Raw genomic sequence first — 19,002 nt, 5'->3', positions numbered from 1 at the left:
CCTGAATAAGGAAATTCAGGGTTAAATTTGAAGTAATATATATTTTAAGGATAAGGGATAGCCCTGTCCAACTCTATAGGATTATAGTACTTTTTAATACTTGCCTGGGTCTGTTTCGTTAATCCGGCAAAGTCTTCTTTACTTTTGATTTGCTTCCCCTCAATTCTTACATTCCAATCTGGCTGAAACTCTGTTCTCATTCTTGCATAAGGATCATTATAAAACTCAAGATTCAGTTTTACCCATTTTTTAAAATCAATAGTGATAGGGTCTAATGAATAATGTTTTTCAAGAAAATCTTTAGTATCATATGTTTTGGGCAGGTTAACATTTCTGGAAAAGGAATAGATAAAATCTTTCTTATCATCTTCTACATACAGCACTAATCCTGGCAGTCCTCTGAATTTATAAGGGCCTTCCGGAATATTAATATCCTGTGTAAACCACGCTGTCCAGTTTCTTCCGCCAAATGTTGTAGTTGCTTTCTGTAAATTATAATTATTGATCTTTTTAGTATCAGGTTCTATTTTCCAGTGAATGTTGTCTTCAGTCTCAAAAACATAATAATAAGGCATCATCCTTATCTGAAAATAGTTTTTATTTTTATTTGAATTTCTTTTACGAATGATGGTTTGTTCACACAAACTTGTATACTGGGATGAGTTATTTCCATGAAGAATATTAAGAGAATCATTTACTAAAAATTCAATTTCATAGAATTTTACCTCTTCGGGGTTAATATCCAATATCATTTCACTTTGATCATAAGCGGCGTCATTAGGATCTGGTCTGTATTGAAGTTCATAGATGAAACGATGAGTCTGGGAATTTACCATAGCTCCTATCAATAAGATAAAAAAGGCAATCTGTTTTTTCATGGAAAAGTGAATTTCAGTATTTAAAATTAAGAAAAAATATATCCTTCGCAAGGTTAATGATGGGTTAATGATAAAAATAATATTCCATTAAAATGGTAAAACTTTATCTTTGTTTTAATGATATCCAAGAACAGAAACCTGATGTATCTTTTTGCTACCTTATTCCTTCTTTTGCTTGGAATACAGGTCTATTTTATGTATAAAACCTATCAGGTTAAAGAAAGGGAAATCTACAGATCGGTAGACCAGAGTATTGTTGGTTATACAGATCAGCTTGAGAATGTTCACGAAGTACAGGAAACAAAAAGTGATTCTCTCCAGAAACTTCTTATCCGTTACTACAATAAAGAAATCAACAAAAAAAAATTTCTGCAATATTTTATAGAAGGCAGAAAAGCTGCCAGTAAAAGACTGAGCCACTACCTCAACGATCGTATGAAAAAAGACGGTTATAAGATCAGTGTCCGGGTTCAGTATACTTCTATCATTCACCTTCCGGATAGTACCAAGGTTATTGACAAACCTATCATTATTTACGAAACCACAGACAAGGTTACCAATCCTAAGATCACCAGCACCGGAACCTGGAGAACCTCATCTACAAAGGAGCTCAAAGGAAAAGAACTAGCTAACGAAAGAGATACCTTCTATGTAAACAGCCAGACTGATTTTGAAGTTAAAAATATTAAAAGCATTGTTTTTAAAGAGCTTACCCTCCTTATCATCTGTTGTATCCTCTTACTTACCAGTGTACTTCTCCTTTATATTTTTACGATTAAGAACCTGATCAGACAGCAGGAGCAGGTAGAAATTCTCCACACAGTTGTGGATAATATTTCTCATGAGTTTAAAACACCTATTGCCACCTTAAAAATAGCTTCCAAAACGTTAAAAAAAGGATGGAATCCTGATACTCTTCCATTAATTGACAGGCAGATCACAAGACTTGAAAGCCTGATGCTTCAGCTGCATAAAGATGAAGTCCCGGAAGAAATAATTGCCATACAACCGGAAGATTGGGATTTTCTGATTCAGGATCTGGCTTTCACTTATCCCCAGACAGATTTTACATTTGAAAATAAAGTTTCAAAACCACTTCCATTTGATAAAAATCTTTTGGAAACAGTCATCAGAAATCTTTGTGAAAACAGCATAAAATATGGTGCTTCTACTGTAAAGATCAATACAAATAGTATGGCTCAAAATCTGAAAATTGAAGTTACTGATGATGGTCATGGTATGGAAAGCAAAGAACTGAAAAATATTTTTGAAAAATTCTACAGAATACAGAATAATAATATTCACAACAACAAAGGACTTGGGCTTGGGCTCTATTTCGTCAAAAAAATAGTGACATTCTATCATGGCAAAATTAATGTCTCCAGTCAACTCCACATGGGAACTACTTTTAAAATAACCATTCCTTATGAAAACTAACATCCTACTGGCAGAAGACGATCCTGATTTCGGTATGATCCTGAAACAATATCTTGAACTGGAAGATTTTGAGGTCAGCTGGTTCCAGAATCCTGAAGATATCATACCGCTTCTTTCTACCGCTTTTCCTTTTCAGATAGCTATTCTGGATATTATGATGCCTAATATTGATGGCTTTTCTCTGGCTCAAACAATATTAAAAGAAAAAAACAACTTTCCGATTTTATTTTTAACAGCGAAGAATCAGAAAATTGACAGATTAATGGGGTTAAAAATAGGGGCTGACGACTACATTGCCAAACCATGTGATCCCGAAGAACTGGTATTGAGAATCAAAAACATCCTGAAAAGAACCTTACCACCAATAACTGAACCCCAGATAAAAATCGGGCAATATTCTTTAGATACACAAAAACTTTTACTTTCCCACCCTAACGGAAATACCCGGATGACAGTGCGTGAACAGGAATTGCTGCTTTATCTTCTGAAGCATAACCACTCCACTATCACAAGGAATGATATTCTGGATAATCTGTGGGAAACCAATGATTATTTTACAGGAAGAAGCCTTGATGTCTTTATCAGCAGACTACGGAAATATTTCAGCAATGACCCTGAAATAAAAATCCAATCCCTCAGAGGCATTGGATTTGAAATTGATTTTCCCACTCATTAATTTAAAAAGGAAAGCTTCACAATAACCGGAAAGTGATCTGACGGATAAAGGAGGTTTTCTCTTCTGTCATTGATATGTCTGTGAGATTGTATCTTAAAGTCTTTTGTAAAAATATAATCTATTCTTTCTTTGGGTATTTCATTTACATTAAAGGCGGTAAAGGTTCCTACAGGCCCATAATGCTTGGTTTCCGAATGATAAAAAGTATCTTTCATATTTTGTGAAAGTATCTTAACAGGTTCGGTATCATCTGTCAGGTTAAAATCTCCGCTTATGGTAACGGGCAGATTCCCGGGATTAAGTTCTTTGATTTTTTTCAGGATCAGTTCAGAAGATTTTACCCTGGCTACATTTCCTATATGATCAAAATGAAGATTCATGGCAAGAAATTCCTTTTTAGAGTTTTTATCTTTAAAGACAGCATAGGTACAAATTCTGTTCAAAGCTGCATCCCAGCCTTTCGAAGGTTTCTCAGGTGTTTCAGACAGCCAGAACGTTCCCGACTTCACCACTTTCAGCCTTTGGGTATCATAAAAAATAGCGGAGAATTCTCCTTTCTCTTTACCATCATCCCTTCCTACTCCTATATAATCGTAATTCTTCAATCCACTTTTAATATCCTTCATCTGCTCCGGAAGAGCTTCCTGCACTCCAAAGTAATCAGGATGATAATAAGTTAATAGATCAGCAACATCCTGCTTTCTCTCTGGCCATGCATTTTCCTTATCTGAAGCAACATTCAGCCTGATATTAAAACTCATTACCATAAGATCCTGTGAAAACCCCAATGCAAAAAGCATCAGAAACATCATTGAAAGTCTGAAACTCATCATATATATTATCAAATTTGAAACAAAAATAAGACTTCTCTGAGTCAGGGAAGTCTTATTTTATATCATGATAATGTTAAATTATCTCCTACAGCAGAAAAACAGGTTATTCTTTATTGAACTTATGTTCTCTTCCCCCATCTTCAAGGGTCATCGTCTTTTTGTCTTTGCTGAAAATAATAGTAACATTTGCCTGCTCAAAAATAAATTTATTATCTCCTGAGTATTCTAAAGGAAATTCAGGCTGCCCTCCTGGTTTTCCGTAAAGCTGGCCATTCTTTTCAATAAATGTAATTTTAAATTGAGATTCTTTAGTTCCGTAGATTCCCGTGAAATCCTTGGCATTGATCTTATCAATAGGTTTCGCGTCTGCAAGTCCCAAAGAATTATTTTTCATGTTAACATCAGGAATCTTAGAATCCGGATCCAGTTTTACTACCTCTATTTCTTTATTAGAATCTACTTTGAATTTCCATTCTTTATTTCTCTTCCAAACTTCAACAGGAATCTTTATATTTCTGGATGTTCCATCTTTGAATTTCAGCTGAACAGTTGTAGGCATTGGTAACTGTCCAAGGTTTTCAACCGTAATCTGAACTCCGTTTTTAAAATCTCCATTAATGTATTTTACATCTTTAACCGCCTGATCAATTTTCCATTTATTAAAAAACCATCCTCTCCAGAACCAATTCAGCTCTTCTCCAGAAACATTTTCCATCGTATGGAAGAAATCCCAGGGTGTAGGATGTTTGAAGGCCCAACGATCAATATAAGTTCTGAGTGCTTTATCAAATTTTTCAGGTCCCAGAATTGTTTCTCTTAAAATAGACATCCCGACACCCGGTTTGTAATAAGCCAATGCCCCAATATCTGCTTCTTTCATATTATCAGGACCTACCATAACCGGCTCCAGATTATCACTCATCAGATAACTTCCGGCTCTCGCCATATCCTGTTTTTTATAATACTCTCCTTTGTTGAAAGCCTCTGTTGAAAGCTCATTGATAAAAGTATTAAAACCTTCATCCATCCATGCAAATAGCCTTTCATTAGATCCAACTATCATCGGAAACCAGTTATGCCCGAATTCATGATCCGTCACCCCCCAAAGATCTTCCCCTTTGGAATCCATATGACAGAAAACAATTCCCGGATATTCCATTCCTCCTTCATTTCCTGCAACGTTGGTAGCTGCCGGATAGGTATATCCATACCATTTATTTGAATAGTGTTCTATTGCTGCTTTGGTGTATTCTGTAGATCTCCCCCAAGCTTTGTCTCCTGCACTTTCAGCCGGATAAGCAGAGATGGCCAATGATTTTTTGCCATTGGGAAGATTTATTTTTGCTGCATCCAGAATAAATCCGGCAGATGATGCCCACGCAAAATCCCTTGCCTGATCAATTTTAAATTTCCAGGTCTTTGTTCCTGCATTCTTGTTTTTTCCAATTTCAGTTTCAGGGCGGATCATTACTGTTTTATCACTCTTTCTTGCCTGATCCCACCGGCTGATTTCGTCTTTACTGTATACTTCTTTTTCGTTCAGCAATTCTCCGGATGCAACTACATAATGATTAGCTGGCACTGTGATATTAGCAGTAATATTTCCGTACTCCAAAAAGAATTCAGAAGCTCCTACATAAGGCAACGTGTTCCATCCCATTACATCATCATAGACACACATTCTTGGATACCATTGTGCCATGGTAAATATCTTACCATTCTTTGTATTCTGTACCCCCATTCTGTCTGAACCATATTCTGGAGAAATAAAGGAATAATCGATGGTAATTTTTGCAATTCCACCTTTAGATGTTAATTCTTTAGGCAGATCAATCTGCATTCTTGTATCTGTAATTGTGTATTTCACTTCTTTACCATCAAGCTTTACAGTTTTAATAGTATACCCTCCATCAAATGTTTCTCCATGAGCTCCATTTCTGCTTCCAGACAGGGGCACCACAGCATTGCCCCGGGAATCTTTTGCAAATAAATTCTGATCTAGCTGTAACCAAAGAAAACTTAGCTGATCAGGACTATTATTTGTATATGTGATTTCAGCAGTTCCTGCAATCTCTTTTTTATCCTCATTCAGACTTATGTTTAAATGATAATCTGCTGAGTTCTGCCAATAGGCATGTCCCGGTTGCCCACTCGCAGAGCGGGTTTCCGTACCAGTCTGTGGGTAGAAGAATGGCTTAAACGCTTCTACGTAATCATATTTGGGTGTCTCCTGAGCATATACAGATCCTGTAAAAAGGAAGGCAGCAACAGTAGAAATCAGTACCGGAAATTTACAATTCATTTGAAAAAGTTTATCTATAGGTAAAAAAAACTCCCGGAATTGTTACAAATCCGGGAGCTTTTTTATAAAAATTTAATTAATTAGATTTTTTTGCTTTAATCATAGCTTCCAATGCATCCCACATTTCACCCGGAATTGCCTCAAGCATATTGAATTCTCCTGCACCCTGCAGCCACTCGCCACCATCAATTGTTACCACTTCACCATTCATATATGCTGAATAATCTGAAACCAGATAAGCTGCAAGATTAGCCAACTCCTGATGTTCTCCCACTCTTCTTAACGGAACTTTTTTCTTCATATCAAATTTTTCCTGAAGATCTCCCGGAAGAAGCCTGTCCCAAGCTCCTTTGGTAGGGAAAGGTCCCGGAGCAATCGCATTGAAACGAATTCCATATTTAGCCCACTCTACAGCCAGTGATCGGGTCATAGCCAAAACACCTGCTTTTGCACAGGCAGAAGGTACCACATAGGCAGAGCCTGTCCAGGCATATGTTGTAACAATATTCAGCACAGTTCCCGGTGTTTTGGACTCTATCCAGTGCTTTCCTACAGAAAGTGTACAGTTTTTAGTTCCTTTTAAAACAATATCCAAAATAGAATCAAAAGCAGAATGAGTCAGTTTTTCTGTTGGAGAAATAAAGTTTCCGGCTGCATTATTTAACAGAATATCAATCTTACCGAATTCCTTAAGCGTAGCTTCTTTCATCGCTTCCACCTCATCCCAGTTTCTCACATCACAAGATACACAAAGAACTTTACCTCCTGTTTCTTCTTCCAGTTCCTTAGCTGTAGCCTGTAGCTTTTCTAGATTTCTGGAAGTGATCACCACATGAGCTCCCAGTTCAAGAAAATATTTGGTCATTGCTTTTCCAAGCCCGCTTCCGCCTCCGGTTACAATCGCTACTTTATCTTTAAGTGCACCTTCGCGCAACATTGGTTGTGTATATAGACTCATAAAATATTTTTTCTTAAAAATAATAAATATTGACATGCAATCCTTTAAAATAGATTGATAAATGATGCTACAAATAATTATTCTTTATATCAATAAAAAAATACATCAAATACTCCAAAAGAAAATAGCCTGATAAAACTACCAGGCTATTTTTTATTTTTCCAAACAAGCTGTTAAGAAGCAACTACGCCTTTGAATGAAAGTGTTTTAGGAGTCTTACTCTCACTTGTAGTAACATTTACAGTTTTCATAAATGGACCAGCTGCAGCCGCATTATAGCTAGCTTCTACAAAGCCTTTTTTCCCTGGCTGGATAGGAGTTTTTGTATAATCAGCTGTAGTACATCCGCATGAAGGGGCCACATTTTGTATAATGATTGGTTTTGAACTTGTATTGGTAAATTCAAATCTGATCAATTTTGGTTTTCCCTGAGGAATATTTCCTACATCTATAGATTCTGATTTCCATTTAATAGCATCTGCAACCATTTTTACAATGGATGGAGCATCTGCAGTAAGTACGTTAGCATAAAAAGGTGAGAATGCTAAAACAGCCAAAAGAGCGGTAATTTTTAATTTTTTCATGAGTATAAATTTTATTATTTAGGAATGGGTTATCTTTTTTCTATGTAACAAATGTAAAACAGACTATGATTATAACTTGTTAACTGTTGTCAAACATTTGTTAACAAGTTGTTAATGATAAATGATAAATAGATATTTTTGGATAATATTGTTTCAGGAAATGAAAATAAAAAAACTCAATATCATCATAACGCTGGGGTTCATAGCTATTATCGGAATTTTAATAGCTCAACTAATGTGGACCCGCCAAGCTTATAATCTTGAGGATAAAAAGTTTAATCAAAAAGTAAATATTGCCTTAATGGAAGTTGCAGAGAAATTATCCGAAGGCAAAACTTCCTATACTGAAAACCCTGTACAGAATATCGCCAATGACTATTACGTAGTCAATATTAACAATGAATTTCATCCCATAGTTCTTGAATATTATCTGAAAACAGAATTTACCCGTTTCCAGATCAATACGGATTACGCATATGCATTATATAACTGCCATAGTGATAAAATGGTGTACGGAAAGTTTATGACCACCCATCAGGAAAGTCCAAGTAACAAAGTGATTAATTTCCCCAAACACAAAAACCTTACCTATTACTTTTCCATCCGGTTTCCTGATAAAACAACTTATCTTATCAGTTCATTAAGATTCTGGTATCTTCTCACGTTTGCCCTTATTATTATTCTTTTGGTGTATGTGTATTCTATCTATACCATTATTCAGCAAAAGAAATTTTCAGAACTTCAAAGAGATTTCATCAATAATATGACGCATGAGTTTAAAACGCCTCTGTCTTCAATACTTTTAGCTTCAGAAGCACTCAACAAGCAGGATCTTGTACAGGAAAACTCCAAACTGCAGACTTACACATCCATTATTATCAATCAAAGCCACAAGCTTAATAATCATATTGAAAAAATATTGAATATTGCAAAGAACGATGCTTCCGGATTATTATTAAAACCTCAAAAAATCCTGCTCCTTCCTTTTATTCAGGAAATTGCAGACACCATACAGCACAAAAATGCAGACCTCAGCATCGAGATAGATATTGAAAACACAACTTCAATAATGGCTGATGAATTTCATTTTACCAATATCATTTATAATATTTTAGACAACTCCATCAAGTATTGTGAAACAAAACCCGTTATTAAAATTTCAACCTATAAAGATTCAAAAGGTTTATATTTAAAATTTAAAGACAACGGATTGGGTATCCCTGCTAAAAATATTCCTCATATTTTTGAAAAATTTTATAGGGTACCTACCAAAAGAAGTGAGGAAGTGAATGGTTTTGGGCTTGGATTATTTTATGTAAAGAAAGTAGTGCAGCAGCATCTCTGGAAAATTTCTGTAGAGAATAATGAGTATAAAGGAATTACCACTACTCTATTTTCCCCGTTTTCAATTTAATCATGTGTAAGTATGGAGAAATCTAAAATTTTATATGCAGAAGACGACAAAACAATAGCATTCCTGGTTGAAGACAGCCTGGAAAGCTATTATGACATCAGCTGCTATTCGGATGGTGAATCTGCATTAGAAGCATTTAACAGTAAGGATTATGATATTTGTCTGCTGGATATTATGATGCCCGGTATGAACGGATTTGAGGTAGCAAAGCAGATTCGCAGTAAAAACTCTGATATTCCGATTATTTTTATTTCAGCAAAAGCTTTAAAGGAAGACAGAATCAAAGGGCTAAAAATAGGAGCTGATGATTATCTTGTAAAGCCATTCAGTATTGAAGAACTGATGCTGAAAATTGAAGTTTTCCTGAAGCGTACAAAGAAAACAAATACCTCTCCTCTAAAATACAAAGTCGGAAACTATGATTTTGATCCTAAAAACTACACCCTGCAAGGTATAGAAAACAATATCACTCTCACCCAAAGAGAGTCTGACCTGCTTTTATATTTTATCCGCCATAAAAATCTTGTTGTCAAAAGACAGGATATCCTGAAGGCTATTTGGGGAGATGATGATTATTTCATGGGAAGAAGTCTTGATGTATTTATTTCCCGATTGCGAAAAGTATTGGCTGGAGAACAGGATATTTTAATTGAAAACCTGCACGGAATAGGTTTCCGTTTTTCCGAAAAAAAATAAATATTGAACGTATTCTTATAAAGTAAAGCCGCAAATGATGATTTTAATTAATTTTAACCTTTGAAAATTTGTTATTAATGAAAAATCACAAACCCACTTTTTTTCTGTTTCTATTATTTTTAAGCATACATTTTAAAGCTCAAAAATTTGAAAGATTATACCAATATGTAAATCCACTTATCGGAACTGAAAAAATGGGACATACGTATCCCGGAGCTACTGTTCCTTTTGGAGCCATACAATTAAGCCCGGAAACAGATAGTATTTCTTATGAACTTAACGGGAAATACAATGGTGAGGTGTATAAATATTGCGCAGGTTACCGTTATGAGGATAAAACCATTACAGGTTTCAGTTCTACTCATTTCAGTGGTACAGGCCATTCTGACCTGGGGGATTTTCTGGTGATGCCTACTGTAGGGAAACTTCAGCTTAATCCCGGAACAGCATCTCATCCTGAAAACGGATACAGAAGCAGATTTTCACATCAAAACGAGAGAGCGGAAGCCGGATATTATCAGGTAAAGCTCGAAGATCATAACATTCTTGCTGAATTAACAGCCACTCCAAGAGTTGGAGTTCATCGGTATACTTTTCCTAAATCTGAACAATCCCATATTATTCTGGATCTGATGGCAGGCATCTACAATTATGATGGAAAAAATGTATGGACCTACGCCCGTGTAGAGAATGGCAATACCATTACAGGGTATCGTCAGACCAACGGCTGGGCAAGAATCAGAACGGTTTATTTTGCAATGAAGTTCTCAAAACCTTTCAAATCATACGGTCAGAAAAATTATGATGAAAAGCAGGTCTACAAAGGATTTTGGAGAAAGTTTGATCAGACAAAAAATTTTCCGGAAATCGCCGGTAAGAATCTGAAAATGTACTTTGACTTTGATACGAATGAGAACGAATCTATTGAGATTAAACTTGCAATTTCTCCTGTAAGCCAGGCTAACGCTCAGGAAAATCTTGAAAAAGAAGCTGGAAATTTAACGTTTGATCAGATTAAGGCAAAAGCACAGGAAGATTGGAATAAAGAATTGAATAAAATTATTATTAAAGGTTCTGACATTCAAAAGACCAATTTCTATACTGCAATGTATCACACATTCATCAATCCCACAACCTATATGGATGTAAATGGAGAGTATAAAGGATTGGACCAGAATATTCACAAAGCAGAAAATTTCACTAATTATACTACCTTTTCTCTTTGGGATACCTATCGGGCACTCCATCCATTTTTTAATATTATCCAGCCCAAACGGAATAATGATATGGTGAGATCTATGATGGCTCATTATAATCAGTTTTCTATGAAGATGCTACCTATCTGGTCTCATTATGCCAATGATAACTGGTGTATGAGTGGCTATCATAGTGTAAGTGTAGTTGCCGATGCTATTATTAAAGGAAACTATGATGGTGATGCTAAAGAAGCCCTGAATGCATGTGTAGAAACTGCCAACAAAAGAGACTATGAAGGTATTGGACAGTATATTGACTTAGGGTATATTCCTGCGGAGAAAAACGGAACTTCCGTTTCAAACACACTTGAATATGCTTATGACGACTGGGCGATTGCTCAATTGGCAAAACATCTGGGAGAAACAGAAATTTATAATCAATTCATTAAACGCTCTGAAAATTGGAAGAATAATTTCGATAAAACCACTGGCTTTATGCGCCCACGTCTGGCTGACGGAAGTTTCAAAAAAGATTTTGATGTTTTAAGTACCCACGGACAGGGATTCATTGAAGGAAACTCATGGAACTACAGCTTCTTTGTTCCGCAAAATCCTGATGAACTGATCACAATGATGGGTGGAAAAAAGAAGTTTGCTTCAAAACTTGATGAGCTCTTCAGTATGCACTTACCGGATGAATTCTTTGCAGATACGGAAGATATTACCAGAGAAGGTATTATTGGCGGATATGTTCATGGTAATGAACCTGCTCATCATGTTGCTTATCTTTATAACTGGGCAGGTCAACCCTGGAAAACACAGTCACAGATCCGCCATATCCTTGAAATGCAATATAAAGCTACTCCTGATGGTTTAGGGGGAAATGATGATACCGGACAAATGAGTGCATGGTATATTTTAAGTTCATTAGGCTTTTACCCTGTCTCACCCGGTTCAGAAAACTATTCCATCGGAAGTCCAGCAGTTGACAGAGCTATTTTAAATTTAGAAAATGGAAAAACCTTTGAAATTGAAGCCATCAACCAAAGCACACAAAATGTATATGTTCAGAAAATTCTCTTAAATGGAAGAGAAATTAAGAATTTTACATTAAAACATTCGGAAATTATGAATGGTGGGAAACTTACTTTTTATATGGGCAATAAGGCTAAAAAATAGATCGTGAGAAACTATTTCTTCAAAATTTAATATTTAAATAAGCTCTCGCAGATTATATAAACCTTTTCAATCAGCCTGTTGACAGGTTTTGGCTAAAGCCAATGGAATTTTATATAAAAAAAGCGGGCTAAAGCCCGCTTCTATTGAATTGTTATAATAACTTTTATTATTCTTTCACCTCGAAAAGTAGTCTCTCCCCAAATTTCTCCTCAGCAATTTTTCCATTATCATAAACCAACTGTCCATTGACAAAAGTATGGGTAACTTTAGAATGAAAATTCATTCCTTCAAGTGGGCTCCAACCGCATTTGTATAATAAATTCTCTTTAGAAACTGTCCAGTCTGCATTTAAGTCAACCAAAACAAGATCCGCTTTATAATCTTCTTTCACAAAACCTCTCTTTTCCACTTTGAAAAGAATAGCCGGATTATGACTCATTTTTTCTACAATTTTCTCAAGGGAGATTTTACCATTTTTATAGTTTTCCAGCATGACAACCAACGAATGTTGAACTAATGGTGCTCCGGAAGGACATTTTGTATATACATTATTCTTTTCCTCAGCAGTATGAGGGGCATGATCCGTTGCAATGACATCAATTCTGTCATCCAATAATGCTTCCCAAAGGGCATCTTTATCCTTTTGTGTTTTTACAGCCGGATTCCATTTAATAAGACCTCCTTTTGTATTATAATCTTCATTTGTAAAAGTAAGATGGTGAACACATACCTCAGCCGTAATCTTTTTATCTTTTAATGGAATATCATTTCTGAATAATTCCATCTCCTTAGCTGTTGAAAGGTGGAAAACATGCAGTCTTGCTCCGGTTTTCTTTGCCAGTTCAATAGCTTTGGATGAAGATTTATAACATGCTTCTTCACTTCTGATCAGATGATGAAACTTTACAGGGATATCTTCACCATATTCATCCATATACTTTTGGGTGTTGGCTCTGATAGTGGCTTCATCTTCGCAATGAACTGCAATCAGCATTTTTGTATTGCTGAAGATGTTTTCCAGGGTCTCCGGATTATCAACCAACATATTTCCTGTAGATGACCCTAAGAACAGTTTAATTCCCGGAACATTTCTGGGATTTGTTTTTAAAACTTCTTCAAGATTATCATTCGTTCCTCCCATCATGAAACCATAGTTGGCATAAGCTTTCTGAGAAGCAATATCATATTTATCCGCTAATAATTCCTGAGTAACAGCATTAGGAACAGTATTAGGCTGATCAATAAAACTGGTCACTCCACCGGCAATCGCTGATCTTGATTCTGTTTCAATATCTCCTTTATGGGTAAGACCCGGGTCACGAAAATGAACCTGATCATCAATGACTCCCGGAAGAAGGTATTTTCCGGTACCGTCAATCATCAGATCGGCATCTTCAGAAATACCGGAAGCTATTTTAGAAATTAAATCATTTTCTATTAAGATATCGCTTTCAAAGATTTTTCCTTCATTAACGATATTTACATTTTTGATTAAGGTCTTCATTTTACTTTTAGAAATTAGATTAGAAATTTAAAGATAGAAAAAGCTTGAATTATCAATTAGAACCAATTATTCAGTATAATTATGAACTGATAACATCTTACTTCTAACTTCTCTAAAAAGCAAAATTAAGGTTTATGAATGAATTTTAAGATCACTCGTAATAAATCAATTTCTAAATATTTACATTTGCATAAAATTTTTCGAATTGTATAAGAAATTATTAGGGCAAACAATTATTTATGGAGTGGGAGCCATTGCGCCAAGAATTATTTTATTTATTCTTAATCCACTTTTGATCTATAAAATTCCCAATGAAGGTTTTGCGATTTTCACACAGCTTTATGCCTGGATTTCATTTGTCAACATTATCCTTTCATTCGGTTTTGAAACTGCCTATTTCCGATTCTCTGCGGAAGACGATAACGAGAAAAAAACCTTCAATACTTCATTCTGGTTTTTATTTTCTACCTCTACCCTTTTCCTTGCATTATGCTACTTATTCAATCAGCCTATTGCCGATTATTTGGGGTATCACAACAATCCTGAATATATTAAATGGTTTGCATTAATTGCATTTTTCGATAATTTATTGGTGATTCCGTTTGCATGGCTCCGTTTTCATAATAAGCCTATCAAATATTCAGCAGTAAGAGTTTTCCAGTCTATATTTCAGGCAGTTTTTACAGCCGCTTTATTTTTCTGGATTCCGGAAAGTGTTTCGAAAAGCTTTGGTTTAAATCAAAATGTAGATTATCCTTTCTTCAGTAATCTCGCAGGAAGTGCCTTAGGAGTTCTATTGCTACTTCCCATTATATTGAAAGTAAGATTCCAATTTGTAGCTCCCCTTTTTAAACGTATGATTAAGTATTCATTTCCATTAATGCTTGCAGGTCTTGCTTTCATGGTAAATGAAAACTTTGACAAGTCCATTCAAAGAAGTCATATTTCAGATGAGCAAGCCGGTGCTTATGGAGGATGTTATAAACTGGCTGTCCTGATGACATTATTTGTTACCGCTTACCGAATGGGTATTGAACCCTTCTTTTTTAAGCAAATGGATAAAGGTGATGCCAAAAAGACCTATGCTAAAGTAGCAGAATACTTTGCTTTCTTTGCATGTGCTGTTGCCCTGGGAATCATTGCTAATATTTCCTGGCTAAAAAGTGTTTTCATACCCAATCAATCGTATTGGATTGCTATAGATATTATCCCGATTATTGTTATCGCCAACCTTTGTTTCGGAATATACTATAACTTTTCCACATGGTATAAAGTAACAGACAGGACAAGTGTTGGAACTGCAATTTCATGGATTGGAGCAGGGATCAATATCGCTTTAAATTACTTAGCACTATCCTATTATCACAGTATGATGGGGTCTGCATGGGCAACATTCGGAGCATACACCATTATGATGATCATATCATATCTGCTGGGACAGAAATATTACCCGATCCCTTATAGAATGAAGAAAATATCTTTTTTCTTACTATTGCTTGGCGTTTTCAGTTTTATCATTGTAAAATATCTTAACTATAATATTTTAACAAGTAATTTATTATTCTTAACCTTCCTTGGCATTTTGATCTATTCTGAGAAAAATATGATTATATCAAGAATCAGGAAGAATTAAACTTTGGTCTCTCTTTTGATGACTATTAAGCTTAAAAAAACAAACAGAGTGGTTAAACATGATGAGTATTATATTTCTAAAATGTTTTAATTACTATATTTAGCTAAAAATACCTACATTTAAACAAAAACATCGTTATATCATCTATGAAAATTATTGTTCCTATGGCTGGACGTGGTTCCAGATTACGTCCACATACACTGACAGTACCAAAACCGCTTATTCCTATTGCAGGAAAACCTATCGTACAGAGATTGGTAGAAGATATTGCTAAAGTTGCAGGAGAAAAAATTGAAGAAGTAGCTTTTATCATTGGAGACTTTGGTCCTGAGATCGAAAGATCACTTATTCAGATCGCCGAAAAACTGGGAGCAAAAGGAAGTTTATATTATCAAAATGATCCTCTTGGAACTGCTCATGCTATCAAATGTGCTGAACAGTCAATGACAGGAGACGTTGTAATTGCTTTCGCTGATACTCTTTTCCGTGCAGATTTCCAATTGGATAAAAACTCTGATGGGGTAATCTGGGTAAAAAGCGTAGAGGATCCATCTGCATTCGGAGTGGTAAAGCTGGATAACTATGGATTCATTACTGATTTCGTTGAAAAACCTCAGACATTTGTTTCAGATCTTGCCATTATTGGAATCTATTATTTCAACAGTGCCGAAAAATTAATGGATGAGATCAACTACATCATGGACAATGACATTAAAAATGGCGGAGAATATCAGTTGACGATGGCATTGGAAAACCTAAGAGCGAAAGGAGCTAAGTTTACTTTAGGTAAAGTGAATGACTGGATGGACTGTGGTAACAAAAATGCAACCGTAGAAACCAACAGTAAAATTCTTGAATACGAAAAAGAAGAAATGTCTCATTATCCGGCATCTGCTGTAATTGAAAACTCATTGATTATTCCACCATGCTTTATTGGTGAGAATGTGAAAATTTCTAATTCTAAAGTTGGACCTGGAGTTTCATTAGGAAACAATACAGCTATTGTTAACTCTAATATTGAGAACTCTCTTATCCAGGAAAACACAAAAATCAACCACGGGAACCTTTCCAATTCTATGATTGGGAATTCTGCTCAGTATTTTGGAGTGGCAAGAGAAATTTCACTCGGAGATTACTCTGTTTTAGATTTCCTGTCTAAATAATTAAGATTAGTAATTATTTAATTTAAAATAAGATAAACCAAACCACACAAAATGTTTTGTGTGGTTTGGCGTTAATATTGCACCGTATTTTTTTAATTAAAAAAGATAAATACATGAAAAATTGGATCCCGTTTCTTTTATTACTTCTTGCCTTATCTTCCTGTAAAACCCGTAATGCCGTAAAAAACACTACAGGCAATAGCAGGGACAGTATCCAAACAACAGAAGATAACAGAAACCCAAAAGATGTAAATCAACCGGTAAGAGATAAACTTACCTTTTATGAACATGTATTGATCCCACCAAAATTCGAGCAAATCAAAATAGACAGTAAAGTGCGGGTAGAAACCGGAAGTTTTATTCCTACATTAGATGCTACTATTTATATAGAAAATGATAAAAAGGTCTGGATGAATCTGAGAGCTCTTTTATTTAATGTTGCCAGAGGTATTGCAACCCCGGATGGAATAAAGGGCCAGGATAAAACCAGTAAAACCTACATTGATTCTGATTTCGACTATCTTAATAACCTGCTGAATGTTAACTTCATTGATTATAAAGCTTTGGAAAAAATCCTTTTGGGAAGAACTTTTGTAAAGATCAGCGATTCTCAATTTACTTTAGCCCAAAATGCACAAGGTTATAAAATGGTCTCCAATGTAAACCAGAAAATCGTAACCGATGAAAAAAGCAGAGAGTATAAAATTGCTTTGCAATATGATACCAATTACGATTTATTAAGTGTCAATTTAAAAGATGTTTTATCACCGGACGAACTGGAAATATCATATAGTGACTGGAATGAATACAACGGAATACGCCTTCCGCAAAATGTTAAAATAATTATAAAAGGTTCAAAATCTAGTCAAATTTTACTGGAAAATACGAAATTTGACTTTTCGAGGATGGAAACACCATATTCTGTACCATCCAGTTATAAGAAAATTGAGATTAAATGATTAAAAAATTTAGCTTTTTAATAGGTGTTCTTATGTTTGGACTGCACCACGGACAGCAGAAGAAAGAACAGCTGCAGAAGCAGAATGCCGAACTTAAAAAACAAATTGCACAAATAAATACGGATTTAGCTAAAACAAGAAGCGAATCTAAACTTTCCATAGCCTACCTTACCAATGTTAATCAAAAGTTAGTATTAAGAGAAAAGGTCTACAATAACACTCAGAAAGAAAAGAGATTTATTGAAGATGACATCTATTTAAAGCAGCTTGAGATCAACCGTCAGAATAAGGAATTGGCCGTTCTGAGAAAGAATTATGCTGAAGTCTTGGTAAATGCTTATAAAAACAAAGGGGTACAGAATAAAGTAACCTTCATTCTTTCGTCTAAAAATCTGGGTGAAGGTATTCGAAGAGTACAATACCTAAAGCAATATTCTGATTACCAGGATAAAAAAGCGGCTGAAATCAGTGATGCAGCCAATCAGATCAAAAAAACCATTACGCAAAGACAAAACTCTGTAAAAGAGAAACAAAACCTTCTGGTAAATCAACAGAAGGATTTAGCAACGATTAATGCGGAAAGAGCTCAAAAAGAGCAACTGGTAGCTGACTTTAAAAAGAACGAAGTAAAACTTACTGGTGAGCTAAAGCAAAAACAAGTTCAGTCCAAAGCTCTTGAAGGACAGATCAGAGCAATTATTGCAGAAGAGATCAGAATTGCAAAAGCGGAAGAAGAAGCCAGAAGAAAAGCGGAAGCAGAAAAAATACGTTTAGCAAAACTTGCTGCAGAAAGAGAAAAAGCAAGAATTGAAGCTGAGGCTAAAGCAAGAGCTGAAGCTTTGGAGAGAGAAAGAAGAATTGCTGAAGCTGAAGCTAAAAAAGCAGCAGAATTAGCTGCAAGAAGAGCTGAAGAAGAAAGAAAACGTAATGAAGAAGCTGCAAGAGCTGAAGCCAGCGCAAAAGATGAAGCAAGAAAAATAGCTGCTAAAAAAGCGTCTGATGAAGCAGCTGCCAAATCTAAAGAAGCCGCAGATAAACTCGCAGCAGCCAGAGCCGCAGAGTTGGCCTTAGCCAAGAGAAAAGAAGAAGACAAAAAAGCTGCAGAATCTAAGGCTATGACAAGCTATGGAGTTACTACCTCCACAGGAAGTAGTTTTGCAGAAAGCAGAGGAAGATTAGGATATCCTACAGACAAAGCAGGACGAATTACCCACCGTTTCGGAAGACAGCCACACCCTGTATTCAAAAATATTACAGAAGAAAACAATGGTATCAAACTTTCTGTACCAGCAGGCACCCGTGCCAAATCTGTATATCCGGGATCTGTATCTTCAGTACTTGCAAACAATGATGGTACAAAAACTGTAATCATTAAACATGGAAGCTATTTTACTATTTATTCCAACTTAGGAAATGTAAATGTTTCCAAAGGACAACAGGTTTCCGCCGGAACCCCTGTAGGAACTGTAGCTCAGGATTTTGACGGTGCTTACACCCTTGATTTCCAAGTATGGAACGGAAGTACACCGGTTGATCCACTAGGTTGGATTTCATATTAAAAAAAGTGTAACTTTGCAAAAATTTTAAGAG

The 19,002-nt window shown here is 35.5% G+C and carries 15 protein-coding genes; 9 read left to right on the top strand and 6 right to left on the bottom strand.

Features of this window, described 5'->3' with window-relative positions; all coding sequences use genetic code 11:
• Window positions 1–44: 44 nt before the first annotated feature.
• Window positions 45–878, bottom strand: a complete 834-nt coding sequence (locus WH267_RS16320; RefSeq protein WP_123321532.1) for a GLPGLI family protein — start codon at window positions 876–878, stop codon at window positions 45–47.
• Window positions 879–995: 117 nt separating this feature from the next.
• Here WH267_RS16320 and WH267_RS16315 point away from each other — a divergent pair, with 117 nt between their 5' ends.
• Both WH267_RS16315 and WH267_RS16310 read left to right on the top strand, forming a co-directional pair.
• The gene (locus WH267_RS16315) at window positions 996–2,315 is read left to right on the top strand and encodes a sensor histidine kinase (RefSeq protein ID WP_340009745.1); all 1,320 of its coding nucleotides are present in this window, start codon (window positions 996–998) and stop codon (window positions 2,313–2,315) included.
• Window positions 2,305–2,991 carry a response regulator transcription factor gene (locus WH267_RS16310; protein ID WP_340009743.1) on the top strand — a complete coding sequence of 229 codons (687 nt, stop codon included), beginning with the start codon at window positions 2,305–2,307 and terminating at the stop codon, window positions 2,989–2,991. Before WH267_RS16315 ends, WH267_RS16310 begins: the two co-directional genes overlap by 11 nt.
• On the opposite strand, the gene WH267_RS16305 is transcribed toward WH267_RS16310, so the two are convergent.
• The 4 genes from WH267_RS16305 to WH267_RS16290 all read right to left on the bottom strand — a co-directional run bounded on the left by WH267_RS16305 (window position 2,988) and on the right by WH267_RS16290 (window position 7,668).
• Window positions 2,988–3,821 carry an endonuclease/exonuclease/phosphatase family protein gene (locus WH267_RS16305; protein WP_340009865.1) on the bottom strand — a complete coding sequence of 278 codons (834 nt, stop codon included), beginning with the start codon at window positions 3,819–3,821 and terminating at the stop codon, window positions 2,988–2,990. The genes WH267_RS16310 and WH267_RS16305 overlap by 4 nt on opposite strands.
• A 106-nt stretch (window positions 3,822–3,927) precedes the next feature.
• On the bottom strand, window positions 3,928–6,126 hold the full coding sequence (locus tag WH267_RS16300) for a M1 family metallopeptidase (RefSeq protein ID WP_340009741.1): 2,199 nt from the start codon (window positions 6,124–6,126) through the stop codon (window positions 3,928–3,930).
• A 76-nt stretch (window positions 6,127–6,202) separates the two neighbouring features.
• On the bottom strand, window positions 6,203–7,084 hold the full coding sequence (locus WH267_RS16295) for an SDR family oxidoreductase (RefSeq protein ID WP_115972779.1): 882 nt from the start codon (window positions 7,082–7,084) through the stop codon (window positions 6,203–6,205).
• A gap of 173 nt (window positions 7,085–7,257) precedes the next feature.
• On the bottom strand, window positions 7,258–7,668 hold the full coding sequence (locus WH267_RS16290) for a DUF1573 domain-containing protein (protein ID WP_115972746.1): 411 nt from the start codon (window positions 7,666–7,668) through the stop codon (window positions 7,258–7,260).
• Between the two features lie 160 nt (window positions 7,669–7,828).
• Here WH267_RS16290 and WH267_RS16285 point away from each other — a divergent pair, with 160 nt between their 5' ends.
• From WH267_RS16285 to WH267_RS16275, 3 genes are all read left to right on the top strand, one after another.
• Entirely contained in the window at window positions 7,829–9,082 is a 1,254-nt protein-coding gene (locus tag WH267_RS16285; RefSeq protein ID WP_115972747.1) for a sensor histidine kinase, read from the top strand.
• 12 nt (window positions 9,083–9,094) lie between these two features.
• Entirely contained in the window at window positions 9,095–9,778 is a 684-nt protein-coding gene (locus WH267_RS16280) for a response regulator transcription factor (protein WP_115972748.1), read from the top strand.
• Between the two features lie 77 nt (window positions 9,779–9,855).
• The gene (locus tag WH267_RS16275) at window positions 9,856–12,153 is read left to right on the top strand and encodes a GH92 family glycosyl hydrolase (protein ID WP_340009738.1); all 2,298 of its coding nucleotides are present in this window, start codon (window positions 9,856–9,858) and stop codon (window positions 12,151–12,153) included.
• A 166-nt stretch (window positions 12,154–12,319) separates the two neighbouring features.
• Here the strand turns inward: WH267_RS16275 and WH267_RS16270 are convergent, their stop codons facing one another.
• Entirely contained in the window at window positions 12,320–13,657 is a 1,338-nt protein-coding gene (locus tag WH267_RS16270; RefSeq protein ID WP_340009736.1) for a dihydroorotase, read from the bottom strand.
• 205 nt (window positions 13,658–13,862) lie between these two features.
• Between WH267_RS16270 and WH267_RS16265 the strand changes: the two genes are divergently transcribed.
• The 4 genes from WH267_RS16265 (at window position 13,863) to WH267_RS16250 (ending at window position 18,971) form a co-directional block, all read left to right on the top strand.
• Window positions 13,863–15,290, top strand: coding sequence for an oligosaccharide flippase family protein (locus tag WH267_RS16265; RefSeq protein ID WP_340009734.1), 1,428 nt, complete (start codon window positions 13,863–13,865; stop codon window positions 15,288–15,290).
• A 146-nt stretch (window positions 15,291–15,436) separates the two neighbouring features.
• The gene (locus tag WH267_RS16260) at window positions 15,437–16,453 is read left to right on the top strand and encodes a sugar phosphate nucleotidyltransferase (protein ID WP_123321524.1); all 1,017 of its coding nucleotides are present in this window, start codon (window positions 15,437–15,439) and stop codon (window positions 16,451–16,453) included.
• A 113-nt stretch (window positions 16,454–16,566) separates the two neighbouring features.
• The gene (locus tag WH267_RS16255) at window positions 16,567–17,412 is read left to right on the top strand and encodes a DUF4292 domain-containing protein (RefSeq protein WP_115972753.1); all 846 of its coding nucleotides are present in this window, start codon (window positions 16,567–16,569) and stop codon (window positions 17,410–17,412) included.
• Window positions 17,409–18,971, top strand: coding sequence for a murein hydrolase activator EnvC family protein (locus tag WH267_RS16250; RefSeq protein ID WP_340009729.1), 1,563 nt, complete (start codon window positions 17,409–17,411; stop codon window positions 18,969–18,971). Before WH267_RS16255 ends, WH267_RS16250 begins: the two co-directional genes overlap by 4 nt.
• Window positions 18,972–19,002: the final 31 nt, after the last annotated feature.

The sequence above is a fragment of the Chryseobacterium sp. MYb328 genome (assembly GCF_037572595.1).
In the GTDB taxonomy this organism is placed as follows: Bacteria; Bacteroidota; Bacteroidia; order Flavobacteriales; family Weeksellaceae; genus Chryseobacterium; species Chryseobacterium pennae.
This window is presented reverse-complemented; position numbering and strand designations above follow the sequence as displayed.

Coding starts and splice junctions, on each gene's coding strand:
- WH267_RS16300 (WP_340009741.1), bottom strand. CDS start 6,126: ATGAATTGTAAATTTCCGGTACTGATTTCTACTGTTGCTGCCTTCCTT.
- WH267_RS16270 (WP_340009736.1), bottom strand. CDS start 13,657: ATGAAGACCTTAATCAAAAATGTAAATATCGTTAATGAAGGAAAAATC.
- WH267_RS16320 (WP_123321532.1), bottom strand. CDS start 878: ATGAAAAAACAGATTGCCTTTTTTATCTTATTGATAGGAGCTATGGTA.
- WH267_RS16295 (WP_115972779.1), bottom strand. CDS start 7,084: ATGAGTCTATATACACAACCAATGTTGCGCGAAGGTGCACTTAAAGAT.
- WH267_RS16310 (WP_340009743.1), top strand. CDS start 2,305: ATGAAAACTAACATCCTACTGGCAGAAGACGATCCTGATTTCGGTATG.
- WH267_RS16305 (WP_340009865.1), bottom strand. CDS start 3,821: ATGAGTTTCAGACTTTCAATGATGTTTCTGATGCTTTTTGCATTGGGG.
- WH267_RS16290 (WP_115972746.1), bottom strand. CDS start 7,668: ATGAAAAAATTAAAAATTACCGCTCTTTTGGCTGTTTTAGCATTCTCA.
- WH267_RS16255 (WP_115972753.1), top strand. CDS start 16,567: ATGAAAAATTGGATCCCGTTTCTTTTATTACTTCTTGCCTTATCTTCC.
- WH267_RS16275 (WP_340009738.1), top strand. CDS start 9,856: ATGAAAAATCACAAACCCACTTTTTTTCTGTTTCTATTATTTTTAAGC.
- WH267_RS16280 (WP_115972748.1), top strand. CDS start 9,095: ATGGAGAAATCTAAAATTTTATATGCAGAAGACGACAAAACAATAGCA.
- WH267_RS16285 (WP_115972747.1), top strand. CDS start 7,829: ATGAAAATAAAAAAACTCAATATCATCATAACGCTGGGGTTCATAGCT.
- WH267_RS16250 (WP_340009729.1), top strand. CDS start 17,409: ATGATTAAAAAATTTAGCTTTTTAATAGGTGTTCTTATGTTTGGACTG.
- WH267_RS16260 (WP_123321524.1), top strand. CDS start 15,437: ATGAAAATTATTGTTCCTATGGCTGGACGTGGTTCCAGATTACGTCCA.
- WH267_RS16315 (WP_340009745.1), top strand. CDS start 996: ATGATATCCAAGAACAGAAACCTGATGTATCTTTTTGCTACCTTATTC.